This window comes from Clostridiales bacterium, assembly GCA_018333995.1.
In the GTDB taxonomy this organism is placed as follows: Bacteria; Actinomycetota; Coriobacteriia; order Anaerosomatales; family SLCP01; genus JAGXSG01.
This window is the reverse complement of sequence record JAGXSG010000002.1, coordinates 1-15,174: the sequence shown is the minus strand read 5'-3', so window position 1 is coordinate 15,174 and position 15,174 is coordinate 1. Positions and strand designations below refer to the sequence as shown.

Here is a 15,174-nt window from a genome sequence, read left to right as displayed (position 1 = left end):
TTGCCCGCGGAGCTCCGGCTTTGCGATACTGGACTGGCGTTAGAACCATCGGATACGGCACAGCCGATGAAAGGGGAGGCGTGACGCATGGCACATGACGCAGTCGCACGTCTCTACCAGGCGTTCGCCGACCACGATCCAGCGGCGGCGATCTCGGTAATCGAGGAAGCCCGTTTTACCGGCGTCGGCCAGGCGTCCCTCTTCGACACGGTGTTCGCCCCCGCCATGGCGATGCTCGGCGGGGCGTGGGCGAGCGGTGCCATTGATGAGTACGCCTTCACGCAAGCTTCGGTCGTCGCCGAGCAGGTCGCGTCGTTTGTCACTCCTCCCGCGGCGGCGCGCGACACGGGCGTGACAGTCCTCATTGGGACGATGCACCATGACCGCCACGCCATGGACAAGAACATCATCGCGGCCGCGCTCAAAGAAGAGGGCTACCGCGTGGTGGACCTCGGCGTGGACGTGCGCCCCGCGGAGTTCCTCGAGCGTGCCGAGGAGACCGGCGCGCGTATCATCATCGTCTCCGCTCAGATGATCGCGACCGCACGCTCGGTTTCGCGAATCCGCGAGATGTTCGAAGCGGGCGGCCGCGACGGCCTCGTCTTGCTTGTCTCGGGCGGTCCCTTCACCGCCGATCCCCACCTGGCTCGAAGTGTGGGCGCGAATGGGGTCGTGAAGGGAGCGGAGAGCGCTCTGAGGCTGCTCGGCAGGGTCGTGCGCGATCATCTGGCGCCGGGGAGCGTCACATGACGGTTCCCACCCGCGGCTCACAGCTCGCGCTTGCCGAAGGACTCGCGAGGGAGGGCAAGGTTCAACCTGCCGCCGACGCGTGCTTCGTTGCGATGCGCGCTGACGGGGCGGACGCGCGAGCACACTGTCTTTTCGCCGAGCTCATGTTGTCGGGGGACTTCTACGATGAGGCTATCCGCTTCGCGTCGCGCGCCATCGAGATCGACCCGGGGTGCGCCCCGGCGTACCTTGCGCTCGGGCTCGCGTACGACCGTCGCGGCGGGATGTGGGACCAGTCGATCCTCGTGTGGCACGAGCTTGCCGAGGTGGTGCCAGACCTCGTAACCGCACACGTCCAGCTCGGCGAGGCGTTCTCGGCGGCCGCGTTTGAGGAGGAGGCGATCGCGTCGTGGCGCAGGGCGCTCGAGCTCGATCCGGCTGAGGCGCGAGCGATGTACAACCTTGCGGTCGCCGCGCTCAAGCGTGAGGGGGTGGCCACCGCCCTTCCCGGCTTCCGGAAGGCCGGAGAGCTCGATCCGAGTCAAGACGAGCTGTTCTTCGCGCTCGCTGGCGTCTACGACGACGGACAGCCCGCTCCCGATCCAGCGGATGTCGCTCCCGACCGCGCAAGCCGCCTCGGGGCGGCGTACGCGGTCGCGTTTGAGGAGGACTTCTTCTTGGCAGCGGACCTGATCCGTCTCGTGCTCGACGATGACGCCGATGACGCCGAAGCGCTCGGACTGGCCGCATACCTGTATCTGAAGCAAGAAGCGGTCAACGAGGCGATGGCGTGCGCCCTGCGCGCGCTCACGATCTCTGCACGAACACCTACCGCGGTCTACTGCCTTGGCGTGGCATTCGCGAAGCGGCCGGGACTCGCTCGCCACTCCGCTAGGGTCTTTTCAGCGCTTGCGAAGGCGGTGGCCGATCATCCCATCCCGCACGTGCTCTACGCCGAGTCGCTCCTCGCTCTGCAGCGCTTCAGCGCGGCGCAGGATGCCTATCGTGTCGCTGTTGCGCTCGATCCTGCCTGCGTGCGCGCCCGGTTCGGACTCGCCGCCGCGCTGCTCACCGAGGGCCGCCACGCCGAGGCCGAGTGGGAGATCCGCCGCGCGGCATACCACGACACCCGTCGGCAGGGCTTGTTCTGGACACTGTACGACGCGTATTCCCGGGGGAGGTGAAGGCTCAGGTGCCCACAAAACGTCCACACACGCGCATTCGACTGCCCGATCCGGCACCAGAGCCGGTCGCCGCAGCAACAGGCGAGGTCGAGACGCCGACCGGGGAGACGGCAGCCGTCACAACGGCGGCCACCCGTCCACCGCGACGCAATCCCGGATTCCCCATTGGTGTGAACTACTATCCGCTTGACGCTGAGACACAAGGGTGGGACGACTGGTACGCCGGCGACGTGGCCGCTGACTTCGAGGCGTTTGCCCGTGAGCGCCTCACCCTGGCACGGGTGTTCGTCTCGTGGAAGTACTTTGAGCCGCAGGTAGGCCAGTACTCGGACCTCGCCGATGAGCGCTTACAGGAGATCGTGGACGCGGCCCGAGCGAATCAGGTAAAGCTCATCGTCTGCTTTTTCGCCGACGATCGCCTCGCCGACATGCTCGACGTCATGTGGGGCAAGCGGCGCGATCCTCGCGGTGATCAGTATCTAATCCAACGTCAGGCCGCGCTCGTCCAGCGCATCGTGAACCGGTACCGCGCAGAGGAGACGATCTTCGCGTGGGACCTTGCCAACGAAGCGTTTTGCGCCGGGTTCACCTCAGCCGAGCAGATGAGCGAGTGGGTCTCGACCCTGCGCGACGCCGTTCGCGAGATCGATCAGAGGCGGCCGGTCATGGTGTCGACCGAACCGGAGACGCTCTTCCGGCTGACCGGTGTGGACGCTAAAGAGACGCTCGCCGGTTGCGAGATCGGCGTGAGCCACGTGACGGCCGCATACCGCGCCTACGCCGCTGAGGGGCCGCCTACGTCAGGACCATCGACGTATCTCGACGCGTTCCTGCTCCACTCGGCGTCGCGCGCCGCCCCGATCATCTTAGATGACGCGGGCGTTCACTCCCTCGACCAGTCACACGCTGAAGAAGCCGTTCACCTGCGGTGCGCGCTCTACTCGGGACTGATGAACCGCGCGGCGGGGGTGTTGGTGCGGCGGTGGCGCGATCTTGACGCGGAGCGCAGGGAGCCGTACTTCCGGGACCCATTCGAGGTGCTTGTCGGTGTGCACGACACGCACGGCGCCGAGAAGCCGACGATGGGGGAGCTGCGTGAGTTCGCCCGCACGGTCGCCCACATCGATCTTACGCGATACTCGCTCACACAGGAGCGCACGGCGATAGTCATCCCAGCCGAGCGGTACAATCCGCTGCCTGATCTCGCGTCTCTTTACGATCCACGCGCGTGCCTGCAAGCCTTTGTCGCCGCCAAGCAGGCGCATGTGCCGGTCACCGTTGTCCATGAGTCCGAGACGTTTGCCCCGTACACGGTTCTCATCGTCCCGTCCGCTTTCCGGCTCGATGAGGTCACCTGGGAGCGGCTCGCTTCGTTTGTTCAGGGCGGGGGATCGCTCATCTGCTCGTATGGAGGCGGTGATATCGACGCTGCGGCCCGCGAGCTCTTTGGGGTCGAGTTCCTCGGCGATGACGGGCCCCGTTCCCGCCTCTCGTGCAGGGTGGCTCAGCCGGATCTACTCGGCCAGCTTGTCTCGTTCGATGCGACTCTCGAGACGCCGTCTTTCGCGCTGCTTGGTCAGGCGGGTGCGACGATCGTGGCAACCGACGCGACGGGATCCCCGCTCCTCACGCTCGATCAGCACGGGCAGGGCAGAGCGGTGCTGTGCGCCGCGCCGCTGGAGCGCGCAATCGCCCAGGGCGACCCGTGGGCCGCTCCGGCTGCGATCACACATCTCCTCCGGACCGTCTACGGCGCTGTCGCGCGGTCGGCGGGGTGCGGTTCGCCGGTGGGATGCGACCAGCCAGCGGTCGAGCTCGCGCTGTTCACTGGCGAGGACGACGGCGTTGTGGTCACGCTCAATCACGGACGGGAACCCGTTACCGCCACACTCTCGTTTGAGCGTGCAGTCGCCGATATAGCCGATGTGAGGGGCGGACCTCGCGTGCGGGTATACGATACCGCTGTTGGCGTGCCGCTCGAAGGCGGCGGCGTCAAGGTCATGCACTTCACATACGCGTGACGCACAAGTATAAGGACGAAAGGCAACTCGAGACGCGGCGGTGGGGGACACGGACATGAAGTATCCAAGGGAGCACGCGGACTACGACCATCTGCTGGAGTCATGGCTTGAGTTCGCCGAGGCGATCGAGTCCCATCCCGAGGTTCGGCGGCTTCTCTTCGACCCGGTCACAGGGTTGCCCACCACGCCGCTCCTTTTTCCCCGGATCAACTGCTTGCTCGAAGAGCGCGGCGAGGTCTCTTTGCTCTGCCTCAACGTGGTCCGCTACTCGAAGATCGAGGAGATCTACGGTTGGAAGGTCTTCGACGGTGTCATGCGCAACGTCGCCGAGACGCTCACCGACATCACAGGCACGACCCTGCGTGACGCGGACATCGTCGCCGAGCTCATGGTCGCGGGAAACGCGTTCGTCATCATCCTCTCACCGCCGCGAGCCACCCTTCATATGGATTCCGGCGCACGCCAGATGATCGTCGAGCGGGTCGAGCGAGTCGTGCGAGAGCGCCTTGCGCACGTAATCGAGCCGACCGTCTACAGCAAGTTTGGGTGCTACGTCGGCTCGGCGACGGTCGCTGCCGATCCCAATGTGCGAAGCGAGCGCCTTGTGCACCGGGCTCTCGACGCGGCGATGCAAGAGTCAGCGAGCAGAGAAGCTCTCGATGCCGAGAAGCGAGCCGATCACCTGCGGCACATCATCGACACGCGGGATGTGCGCACGCTCGTGCATCCGGTCTTCGACCTGCGGGACATGTCGGTAGTAGGATACGAGGCGCTCTCGCGCGGACCGGCTGGCACCGAGTTCGAGCATCCTGACAAGCTGTTCAAGGTCGCGTACGATACCGATCTCGTTATGCGTTTGGAACGGTTGTGCCGCACGCGCGCCATCGAGGCAGCCGCTGGCCTGCCCGAGGGCAGACTCCTGTTCATAAACGTCGAGCCCGAGGCGGTAGGCGACCCTCACCTGCGCGACATGGTTAAGAGCAGCATCCTCGATCACGCCCGGATCGAGCCCGAGAGCATCGTGCTTGAGCTTACCGAGCGCGCCGCCATCAACGACTTCGTCGCGTTCAGGGCGACACTGGAGCTGCTCAGGGCGCTCGGCTTCTCGATCTCCGTCGACGACGCCGGCGCGGGATACGCCTCCCTCCAGTGCCTTGCGGAGGTCAATCCAGAGTGGCTTAAGATCGATCTGTCGCTTGTGCGCGGTTGTGACGGTGACGATATTCGCCGATCCCTTATCACGAGTCTCGTGACATTCGCCGACTCCGCCAGCGTCAAGCTCGTCGCAGAAGGGATCGAGACCGCCGAGGAACTCGCTATGGTGCGCTCACTCGGCGTACGGTACGGTCAAGGCTTCTACTTTGGCAGACCGGTCGAGCCGTTCCCGGATGACACCGAGTACGCCCACGTCAACGGAGTGAGGTCGTAAGCTTTCATGGGTGAGCCTGTACGTTTGACGCAGCTGTCGAGCAAAGCCGGTTGAGCTGCCAAGTGGGGTCCGGAGGATCTCGCAGCGGTACTTTCCACACTCGCTCCGCAAGAATCCGAACAGCTCATGGTGGGCTTCGAGACTAGCGATGACGCCGCGGTATACCTGCTCGGCGATCGTGCCATCTTGCTTACCGTCGACTTTTTCACGCCGATGGTCGATGACCCGTACGATTTTGGCCGCATCACTGCGGCCAACGCGCTTTCCGATATCTACGCCATGGGTGGCCGCCCGCTCGTCGCGCTTAACTTGCTCGCGTTTCCCTGCTCGATGGATCCCGGGGTGGTGGCGCAAGTCTTGAAGGGCGGCGCTGATACGTGCGCGCTCGCTGGGGTGCTCGTCGCGGGGGGGCACACGATCGACGACAAGGAGCCCAAGTTCGGATTGGCCGTGATGGGCGAGGCCGAGCCAGGAAAAGTCGTACGCAACGCAGGCGCCCGTCCTGGTGATACGCTCGTCGTGACCAAGCGGATTGGCGTGGGCATCATGAACACCGCGCTCAAGGCCGGTCTTGAGACTGAAGAGTCGCTTAGTGAAGTGATCGAGTCGATGGCGCACCTCAACAAGGCCGCCGCCGAAGCGATGGTCGAGGTGGGAGTGAACGCCGCGACCGACGTCACTGGCTTCGGGCTGATCGGCCACTTAAGGGAGATGGCGCTCGCAAGCGGGTGCGCGGCACGTGTCGAGACGCGTGCGGTTCCGGTGTGGCCGGGTGCGTTGGAGTACGGCCGCGACGGGGTCAAGCCCGGCCGTACGCTCGACGTGATCACCGCGCTCGACCCGTTTGTGGAGTGGGGCGGGATCAAGCGGGAATGGAAGGACGCGCTGTGCGACCCGCAGACGAGCGGAGGACTGCTCATGGCGGTCGATCCGGCGCGAGCCGGTGATCTCCTCGCGGCGCTCGCAGCACGTGGAGAGTCGGCTTCGGTCGTGGGCGAGATGGAACACGGAGAGCCAGGCAGGATCGTCGTCGTGTAGTCTCGTGCTGTGCATGTGCTCACAAACACCTCAGCGAACAGGTAGAATCACGCGTATGGACACCCAGGAACGGTTGAGGCGCCTGCCGAAGGTCGACGATCTGCTACGTCACCCAACAGTCGCCGCGCTGCTCGAAGAATACCCACGGCCGCTCGTACTCGACGCGTTGCGTGAGGCGATCGACGTCTGGCGCGCGCGGCTGCTTTCGGATGCGGGGATCGAGTATGACGAGAGTGGGCTGCTGACCGACGCGACGAGCCGGGTCGCGCTCAAGTCGCAGCGCTCGCTGCGTCGCGTGATCAACGCCACCGGGATCATTGTGCACACGAACCTCGGGCGCTCGATCCTCTCTGAGCGGGCGACAGCGGCGGTCGCGGAGGTCGCCGGGTCGTACTCCACGCTCGAGTACGACGTCGTGACCGGAGAACGAGGTAGCCGTCACACGCACTGCGAGGAGTTGCTCTGCAAGATCACGGGGGCCGAGGCGGCGATGGCCGTCAACAACAACGCCGCAGCGGTCATGCTCGCGCTCGCCGCGCTTGCGCGCGGCAAAGAGGCGATTGTCAGCCGCGGTCAGCTTGTAGAGATCGGCGGAAGCTTTCGCATACCCGACATCATGCGGGAGTCCGGCGCGACGATGGTCGAGGTGGGCACGACTAACAAGACCCACCTCGCGGACTATGAGGGTGCGCTCACAGAGCGTACCGGGGTGATTCTCAAGGTCCACTCGAGCAACTTCCGTGTAGTCGGATTCACGCAGGAGGTCGGCCTCGACGAGCTCGTCTTGCTGGGGGCGGCCCACGGTGTGCCGGTCTTCGAAGACCAGGGATCCGGAGTGCTCGTGGACGTTCGCCAGTGGGGACTGCCGCACGAGCCCACGGTGGCCGAGTCGATCGCGGCTGGCGCCGACCTCGTGTCGTGCTCTGGCGACAAGCTGCTCGGCGGACCGCAGGCCGGCATCCTCGTAGGACGCGAGCACGTCATCCGCCGTCTGAAAAAGCACCCCATGGCCCGCGCCCTGCGCCTCGACAAATTAACGCTCGCCGCACTCGAGGTCACGTTGCGCACGTACATCGATCCGGAGGCCGCGCTCGCCGAGATCCCCGTGCTCCGCATGCTCTCGGCATCCAAAGACGAGATTGGGGTGCGTGCCGCGGCGCTCGCCGAGCGGATCGCCGAGCGTGTGGGGGATCGTGCGATACTCGATATCGCCGACGACGTCTCGCGTGCGGGAGGCGGCGCGTTGCCTCTCGCCGATATCCCCTCGGTGGTCGTGCGCATCAAGCCGAACGGCGTTTCTGCCGTCGAACTCGAACGGCGGATGCGGCGCGCCGAGCCGCCGGTGGTGGCCCGGATCAAGGACGATCGCGTGCTGCTCGATCCGCGGACACTATCGGTCGCCGATGAGTCCGGCATCGTCGACAGGGTCGCATCGGTGCTTCTCGGAGCGGGGTAGGCAGATGCCTTCGCTGGTACTCGGTACCGCCGGGCACATCGACCACGGCAAGTCCACGCTGGTCAAGGCGATCACCGGCACCGACCCCGACCGTCTCGCGGAAGAGAAAGCGCGCGGCATCACCATCGAGCTCGGTTTCGCGCGCCTCACGTTGCCAAGCGGCAGATCGATGGGTGTGGTCGATATGCCCGGCCATGAGCGGTTCGTGCGACACATGGTCGCCGGAGCGACCGGGATCGATGTCGTGCTCTTCGTGGTCGCGGCCGACGACGGCATTATGCCTCAGACCCGTGAGCACCTCGCGATCGTCGACCTGCTTGGCGTGGAGAGCGGGGTGGTCGCGCTCACGAAGGCCGACCTTGCCGATCCCGAGTGGATCGAGCTTGTCACCGAAGAGGTGCGCGCGCTCGTCGACGCCACCTCGATAGCCGGCGCTTCGATCGTGCCGGTGTCGGCGGTGACGGGTTCGGGCATCCCTGAGCTTCTCGCAGAGCTTGACCGGGTCGCCGTTGAGGCTCCGGCGCGCCACGCCAACCTGCCGATGCGGCTGCCCGTCGATCGGGTGTTCACGATCACGGGAGCTGGCACCGTGGTGACCGGCACGATGTGGTCAGGCAAGGTCGCCAGGGACGACGCGGTTGAGCTGCTGCCCTCGCGCGTACAGGGCCGGGTGCGTGGTGTACAGGTTCACTCCGAGCAGGTATCGGCGGCGTCGGCGGGTCAGCGCGTCGCGATCAACATTGCTGGGCTTGAGAAGAGTGAGATCTCACGTGGAGACACGGTTGCCGCGCCCGGAACCCTCACCGTGACCGACCGGTTCGACGCACGGTTCACCTACCTCGGCATGCCCGGCGGCGATGAGCCCTTCGTGTCGGGAGCTCGCGTGCACGTGCACCACGGGACACGGGAAGTCATCGGGCGGGTGTTGCTCACCGAGGGCGCGCGACTCGCAAGGGGCGAGTCGGTGTTCGCGCAGATCCGTCTCGACGAGCCGCTCGCTCCGCGCTACGGTGACCGCTTCATCGTGCGGTCGTACTCGCCGGTGTATACGATCGGTGGCGGGGTGGTTCTCGACGCGTTGCCGCCTCGCCGCACGACCCTGCGCACGCATGAACGGGAGTTGCTCGAAGCGCTTCTGGCGGGTGATCTTTCGAAGGCCGCGATAGGGCTCCTCGCGTCGCGAGCGATCCCGATGACCTCCGCCGAGGTGGCCGCCGCGCTGGGAGTGCCGCGTGCCGAGGTCGCCGATGAGCTCAACCGCGCCAAGCTCCAGCGCCTGAAGGCGGGCGGGGAGACACTCTTTGTCACCGCCGAGGCGCTTGACGGACTGTGCGAGGCGATCGAACGCGAATTGCTCGCGTTTCACGAGGCAGAACCTAAGGCGACCGGCATCGCGACATCGGCGCTTCGCTACCGGGTTGACCGAAGGATCGAACCCAAGGTGTTCGACGCGCTCATCGAAGCTGCGGTGGAGCGGAAAGTCGCTCGGGCCGAGAAGGGTGAGGTGCGCCACCCGGCTGCGGCGGTGTCAGCGATCGCGGCTGAAGATGCCGCGGCCAGAGCGCTCGCGGCTCTAGTCAAGCGGGACGGGCTTGCTCCGGCGACCCCGAGACAGTGGGGACAAGAAGTCGGGATCGACGAGAAGACAGCGGCCAGGATCCTCGGGCGCATGGCCGCCGAGGGCGCGGTGGTTCGGCTCAGTGTGTTGCTGCACTTCGACGCCGAAGCGATCGCGGACGCGGCGGCGCGTGTCGAGCGGCACCTGCGCGAGAAGGGGAGCGCGTCTCCCGCCGAGTTGCGTGATGTGCTCGGCGTGAGCCGGAAGTACACGTTGCCGCTCCTCGAGTACTTCGATGCGACCGGACTGACCAGGCGCGAGGGCGACGCGAGAGTGCTGCGCAGGGGGTAAGTCTCAGACCTGCGTTCGGCGAAAGCTTCAGTGCCCCACCCCGGATCGAGAGCGCTACCGTCGGGTCGCTAGTTGATCCAGTGAGCCAGCTGCGTATACTGCATGACAGGGCTTCTGTCTTCGACACCCGGCCGCCGAGCGCAGACCGGATGGAGGGTCGTGACATGAGCGGCTGCTGCGGACCGAGCACCTGTTGCGGGCCTGCGCCCGACACCTACGAATACGGACGCCCCTCCTCCATCGATGGGGAGGTCGACACTCTGTTCGGTCCGGTGCCGCGGGTCACCACCAGCATCACCCGGCACGACCGATTCGAGGCGATCGGCGCACGACTGGGGTTCCGTCGCTCGGGCAGACGTGTACGCCCGGGGCTCTACGCGATCGGCGAGCCCGATGAGCGCTCCCCCGTCTTGGTGACAGCCAACTACACGCTCTCTTTCGACGCCGTGCGCTTCGCGCTCACCGGGCGATCCGCCTGGCTGATCGCCCTCAACACGCACGGCGTCAACGTGTGGTGCGCCGCGGGAAAGGGCACGTTCGGGACGTCCGAAGTTATCTTCCGCGTCCGCGAGTGCGGCATCGAGCACCTCACCGAACATCGCACGCTCGTACTGCCCCAACTCGGTGCTCCGGGAGTGGCCGCACACGAGGTACGCGAAGCGACCGGATTCCGCGTCGTCTACGGTCCGATCCGGGCCTCTGACCTGCCAGCATTCCTCGACGCCGAGATGCGTGCGACCGCCGAGATGCGGCGAGTCCGTTTCGGACTCGCAGACCGCCTCGTCCTCACCGGCGTCGAGCTGTCCGCGCTGCGGGACCGACGCGTACTCGTCGCTGCGGGGCTGCTCATCGCTCTCGCAGCATTCGGACTCGTGACCTGGCCCCCGGTGCTCGTCGCACTGGCCGCGGGCATCTTCGCTGTTGTGGCGGGAGGATTCGTGGTGCCGGCCGCACTACCCGCTATCCCTGGCAGGATGTTCGCGGTCAAAGGCGCGCTCGTAGGCACTGCGCTTGCGGCCGTCTTCCTCGGAGTGACGGCTCGCTGGCTCGACCCGGCGGGCATGGCCGCGGTGTTCCTCGGCATGACGGCCGTGTCGTCCTACACCGCGATGAACTTCACCGGTTCCTCGACGTTCACCTCGCCCTCCGGCGTCCTGTGGGAGATGCGCCGCGCCATCCCCGTGCAGCTGGCCCTCGCGGCCGCGACGCTCGTCTCCCTCGCCGTGTCGGCGGTGGTCTGACGATGAGTACGAGCGACCTGCGCTACATCGACGGCGTGACGACCGTCGCACTCGACCGGTCGGCGTGCACCGGGTGCCGCATGTGCACCGTTGTCTGCCCTCATGGTGTCTTCGAGATGTCGCCCGACGGTCGCGCGACCCTCACAGACCGAGACCGCTGTATCGAGTGCGGCGCGTGTGCACGCAACTGCCCGGCGGCAGCCATCAGCGTCGATGCGGGCGTGGGATGTGCCGCCGCCGTCATCCACGGGTGGCTGACCGGCTCCGAGCCCTCGTGCGGATGCGACTGACGGCGACTGACTGACGTCCCGGCTCCGAAGCATGCGGGAGTACGCGCCTCGGCGGGTATGAATTCTAGCGTAAGTCACGCACGAACGAAGGGGCGATTCGTATGACACGCGCACACCTCACGCACGAGCTCGTCGTGAAGCTCCCGAACCGCATCGGACTGCTCGCCGATGTCGGCGAGGTCATCCGGGAAGCAGGCGTGAACATCATCGCGATCGGAGCGTACCGCAAGGAAGACCGCGGCGAGTTCATGCTGGTGACGAGCGACAACGCGGCAGCTGCTGCCGCCCTCGAGCGCCTGCAGGCCGACGTGACGGAGCATACCGCGGTGGCCGTGGAGCTGAGCGACGAGCCCGGCGCGCTCGAATCCGTCGCGCGCGCGATCGCCGAGGCAGGCATCGACATGCGCTGGGCGTACGCGTCGGTGGCTTCCGGCGCTGGCACAGCACTCGCCATCGTCAAGACGGAGGACGACGCGCGGGCAGTCAACGCGTTGACGTAGTAGGAGGCCGCGAGCCTCCGCGAAAGGCACGCCGAGTTCGAGCTGCGGCTGATCGCGAACGGACTCGGGCCTCACACGTTCTCGTCGAGTGACACAGTTTGCCCGGAGAGTTGATGTGATTTAGCGCTCCGGCCTCGATATCGACATCTCCCTCGAGTCGGCGGCGGACCCTCGCTCTTAGCGGGCCAGCGGTTCGAACACGAGAACCTCGTCGCCCCCGGCGTTGGAGAGCGCCAGCCGCTCCGCGGTCACCTCGTAGGATGCCGCCTCAGCCAGGAGCCGGAAGTACGTTGCCTCGGCCTCCATGGCCGGCTCGGATCCCGCCATGAGCGTCTGGGCGATCTCGCTCGTCGCGAACGCGCCGCCGCGCCCCGTGGAGAACGTGCCGCCGTACGAATTCACCGGCGCCTGGCCACCCGCCTGATCTCCATCGAAGATGATCGTGACGGTATGCGCAGCGGGATCGGTCGCCTCCTCGGCCCACCCGACGAGCTGCCACGCCGTACCATCCAACTCATCCGGCCCGCCGGCCCCGGCGCACGCGGCTACCAGAGACAGCACAAGCGCGAACAATGCTGTCAGCAGGATCGCGCGCCGGGCGCGCCCACTCGATACACGGATGCTCATCGTCACTCCCTCGGTCGACTGTGGATCTCACAAGCAATATGACGTTCCCGTGGCTCGCACGGTTCACGCGACGCAGGCGAGCGCATGCCTGTATCTTGCCTCCAGGCCCCTGCTCCGGGCCAGTAGGCCGCGAGCTACCTCCCGGGGATCCTCGGCTAGGGGTTGTCGGTTGACGTGGTTGATAATAAGTAGATATTATGTCAGCTATAGTCATGTTCACTCTCGGGGTGCATCAAAGAAGGGGGCGCGCATGTTCAAACATCGCTTGATCGGACCTTCGGCGTGGATCATCGGTGCTGCGGGACTCGTGCTGGGAGTGGGGGCCGCATGGCTCGTGAGCATGGGGAATCCTGGCAACATGGGGTTGTGTATCGCATGCTTCAACCGGGATATTGCGGGCTTTTTCCTGGGTGCTAACGCCAACATGGGCGGTGTCGCTTACATCAGGCCGGAGATTATCGGCCTAATCGGCGGGGCGCTCGGCGCGGCGCTTCTTACGAGGGAGTTTCGTCCTCGCGGCGGCTCGGCGACGATCCTTAGATTCGTGCTTGGGTTCATTTTCATGGTCTCGTCGCTCATCTTTCTCGGCTGTACGGTTCGCGCATGGCTGAGGCTCGGCGGCGGCGACCTGAACGCGCTGTATGGCATCGCAGGAATCATCGCCGGTGTGAGCGTTGGCTCGCTTATGCTCAAGGGCGGCTACAACCTCGGACGCGCGAAGAAGCTCGGCGCAGGGTTTGGGTGGACGGGTCCGGCGATTGCCGCTGTGCTATTCGTGCTGGCGGCCCTGTGGGCGTCAGGCACGGCTCTCGGCGCGTTCACGGTCACTCCCGAGAAGGCCAAGATATTCCCCGGCGTCGCGGTGGTGCAGGGCGAAAATGTGCTAAGGCCTGAGGGCGCGAGCATCGTCGAAGGTGCTGTGGTCGCAGCGGACGGCGAGGTGCTCGTTGAAGCCGAGAAGCTAACCGCGGCGCGGCCCGCTCCCGGCGGACTGCGCGCCCCCTTCCTCATTTCGATTGTCGCTGGCCTCGCGTTCGGGATAGTTGCGCAGCGCAGCAGATTTTGCACGGTAGGAGGCATCCGTGACGTGCTGCTCGTGCGCAGGTTCGATCTTATGGTCGGCGTAGCGGGGCTGCTGATTGGGGCGACCGTCGCCAACCTGGCCTTCGGTCAGTTCAATCTCGGATTTCTCGGCCAGCCCGTCGCGCACACCAACGCGCTTGGCAACTTCGCGGCGATGGTGGTCGCGGGCTTGACTGCGATTATGATGGGCGGTTGCCCGTTTAGGCAGGTCATCATGTCGGGCGAAGGTGACGCGGATGCGACCATGGCGGTCGTGGGCATGATCGCGGGCGCTGGCTTCGCCCACTGGCAGGGACTCGCGTCGTCACCGGCGGGCCTCGCTCCAAACGCGTGGCTGGCGCTCGGCGTGATGGCCGTGGTGCTTGCCGCGATTCTGTTCATCAAGCGCGAACGCGTTGTGTGAGAGGAGAAGAGATGGTAGAGGTGGACGCTCGGGGCCTGTCGTGCCCGCTCCCGCTCATGCGGGCCAAAAAGGCGCTCGATAGCAACCCTGAATCGCTGAGGGTGCTCGTTGACTCGGGAACCGCCAAGGCTAACGTCACGAACCTGCTTTCTGACGAAGGCTACACCGTCAACGTGGCCGAAGGGCCGGACGGATTCACGATTGAGGCGAAGCGATCGTGAAATGGCTGTTTGGCAAAGCTCAGAAGGGCGCGGTCGCACGTGCGGTTGTCGATGAGGCCGTCGGCATCTTTCTCTTCGACGACGTGACGTCTGCCCTGAAGGCGGAGAAGGTACTCAAGGCCGCGGGCTACGATATTGAGCTCGTCGCGCCTCCGCAGCGCCTGCGAGCGGGATGCGACCTCGCAATTGCGATTGCCGCCGTCGAACGTCCCGGAGCCGAGCGTGAATTGGCGTCGCGTGACGTCGAGCCGCGCGGATGGGCGGACACGCTTGAGGGTACGCTTGAGCTCGCCGACATCGTGACATGGGTTGACTTCGGCGAGCACCTGATGGTGCGAGCCGGCAACATGAAGATCACTGTGGAAAAGGATACAGGTCGTATCGTTAACACGTCGGGCGGAGGGTGTCCCGACATCCCGTTCCTGAACCTCGAGTTGGTGGGCGACACCGTGCATAACGGCCGCAGACCGCGGGAGCTCGGCTATACGCTCTGCGGCCTCATGCTCGATCGCGCGTTTCTTGAAGCGCGCTCAATGGTCGACGGGACCGCCGTGCCGGACTCGGTCGAGGGTGTGCGAGCGTTCAACGCGGACGAGACACTCGCTCCGTGTGAGGCGGGTGCTGGCCGGTGAGACTACTCGTTGCAGCGACGATCCCTACCGGCATCGGCGAGACGGTGTGCGGTCAGGTCGAGCGCGACAACGGCGTTCTGCGCGTCGGCAACGTCGAGATCCCGTCGTGCCAGGGCTCGGCCGCGATGCTCTCGGCGGCACTGGCCGTGACTGAGTACCTCGGCACCGAGGCGCCGTGGACGGTTCTTGGAGGCGATCGGGGACGTGGAGAGGGCACGCGTGCCGTCTACGAGCGCCTTATGGACGACGTCGATCGCATCAGGCCAACGGTACTTTCCTTTCACTACCTTCAGCCGGTCATGGCCCTCATGCGGGCGGCGGTCGAGGCGCTGCAACCTCGCGTGAATGCGGGGGAGTTGCGGCTTGTCGCGGACGCAGGCGGGATGTACGCGGCGAAGGCTGCGGGACTCG

Annotated in this window: 15 protein-coding genes; 14 read left to right on the top strand and 1 reads right to left on the bottom strand. The window is 65.8% G+C overall.

Annotated elements, in window-relative coordinates; translation table 11 throughout:
- Positions 1-87: 87 nt before the first annotated feature.
- The 10 genes from KGZ40_00385 (at position 88) to KGZ40_00340 (ending at position 11,797) form a co-directional block, all read left to right on the top strand.
- Entirely contained in the window at positions 88-750 is a 663-nt protein-coding gene (locus KGZ40_00385; protein ID MBS3955980.1) for a cobalamin-dependent protein, read from the top strand.
- Positions 747-1,913 (top strand): tetratricopeptide repeat protein, encoded by a 1,167-nt coding sequence (locus KGZ40_00380; protein MBS3955979.1) that lies wholly within the window; start codon positions 747-749, stop codon positions 1,911-1,913. Before KGZ40_00385 ends, KGZ40_00380 begins: the two co-directional genes overlap by 4 nt.
- An 8-nt stretch (positions 1,914-1,921) precedes the next feature.
- Positions 1,922-3,934 carry a cellulase family glycosylhydrolase gene (locus KGZ40_00375; GenBank protein MBS3955978.1) on the top strand — a complete coding sequence of 671 codons (2,013 nt, stop codon included), beginning with the start codon at positions 1,922-1,924 and terminating at the stop codon, positions 3,932-3,934.
- Between the two features lie 55 nt (positions 3,935-3,989).
- Positions 3,990-5,363: a GGDEF domain-containing protein gene (locus KGZ40_00370; GenBank protein ID MBS3955977.1), complete on the top strand. Its 1,374-nt coding sequence runs from the start codon at positions 3,990-3,992 to the stop codon at positions 5,361-5,363.
- Between the two features lie 6 nt (positions 5,364-5,369).
- On the top strand, positions 5,370-6,401 hold the full coding sequence (gene selD / locus KGZ40_00365) for a selenide, water dikinase SelD (protein MBS3955976.1): 1,032 nt from the start codon (positions 5,370-5,372) through the stop codon (positions 6,399-6,401).
- 55 nt (positions 6,402-6,456) lie between these two features.
- Positions 6,457-7,857 carry an L-seryl-tRNA(Sec) selenium transferase gene (gene selA / locus KGZ40_00360; GenBank protein ID MBS3955975.1) on the top strand — a complete coding sequence of 467 codons (1,401 nt, stop codon included), beginning with the start codon at positions 6,457-6,459 and terminating at the stop codon, positions 7,855-7,857.
- 4 nt (positions 7,858-7,861) lie between these two features.
- Complete coding sequence (gene selB / locus KGZ40_00355; GenBank protein MBS3955974.1) at positions 7,862-9,766, top strand: selenocysteine-specific translation elongation factor; 1,905 nt, start codon at positions 7,862-7,864, stop codon at positions 9,764-9,766.
- A gap of 164 nt (positions 9,767-9,930) precedes the next feature.
- Positions 9,931-11,007, top strand: coding sequence for an acetyl-CoA synthase subunit gamma (locus KGZ40_00350; GenBank protein MBS3955973.1), 1,077 nt, complete (start codon positions 9,931-9,933; stop codon positions 11,005-11,007).
- 2 nt (positions 11,008-11,009) lie between these two features.
- Complete coding sequence (locus KGZ40_00345) at positions 11,010-11,297, top strand: 4Fe-4S binding protein (GenBank protein ID MBS3955972.1); 288 nt, start codon at positions 11,010-11,012, stop codon at positions 11,295-11,297.
- 101 nt (positions 11,298-11,398) lie between these two features.
- The gene (locus KGZ40_00340) at positions 11,399-11,797 is read left to right on the top strand and encodes an ACT domain-containing protein (GenBank protein MBS3955971.1); all 399 of its coding nucleotides are present in this window, start codon (positions 11,399-11,401) and stop codon (positions 11,795-11,797) included.
- A gap of 177 nt (positions 11,798-11,974) precedes the next feature.
- Here the strand turns inward: KGZ40_00340 and KGZ40_00335 are convergent, their stop codons facing one another.
- Positions 11,975-12,424, bottom strand: a complete 450-nt coding sequence (locus tag KGZ40_00335; protein MBS3955970.1) for an META domain-containing protein — start codon at positions 12,422-12,424, stop codon at positions 11,975-11,977.
- A 250-nt stretch (positions 12,425-12,674) separates the two neighbouring features.
- Here KGZ40_00335 and KGZ40_00330 point away from each other — a divergent pair, with 250 nt between their 5' ends.
- The 4 genes from KGZ40_00330 to KGZ40_00315 form a co-directional block, all read left to right on the top strand.
- The gene (locus KGZ40_00330) at positions 12,675-13,910 is read left to right on the top strand and encodes a YeeE/YedE family protein (protein ID MBS3955969.1); all 1,236 of its coding nucleotides are present in this window, start codon (positions 12,675-12,677) and stop codon (positions 13,908-13,910) included.
- Between the two features lie 11 nt (positions 13,911-13,921).
- Positions 13,922-14,131, top strand: a complete 210-nt coding sequence (locus tag KGZ40_00325; protein ID MBS3955968.1) for a sulfurtransferase TusA family protein — start codon at positions 13,922-13,924, stop codon at positions 14,129-14,131.
- Positions 14,128-14,763, top strand: a complete 636-nt coding sequence (locus KGZ40_00320; GenBank protein ID MBS3955967.1) for a DUF3343 domain-containing protein — start codon at positions 14,128-14,130, stop codon at positions 14,761-14,763. Before KGZ40_00325 ends, KGZ40_00320 begins: the two co-directional genes overlap by 4 nt.
- Positions 14,760-15,174 (top strand): hypothetical protein (locus KGZ40_00315; GenBank protein ID MBS3955966.1); only part of this gene is annotated, 415 nt, incomplete at its 3' end. The genes KGZ40_00320 and KGZ40_00315, both read left to right, overlap by 4 nt.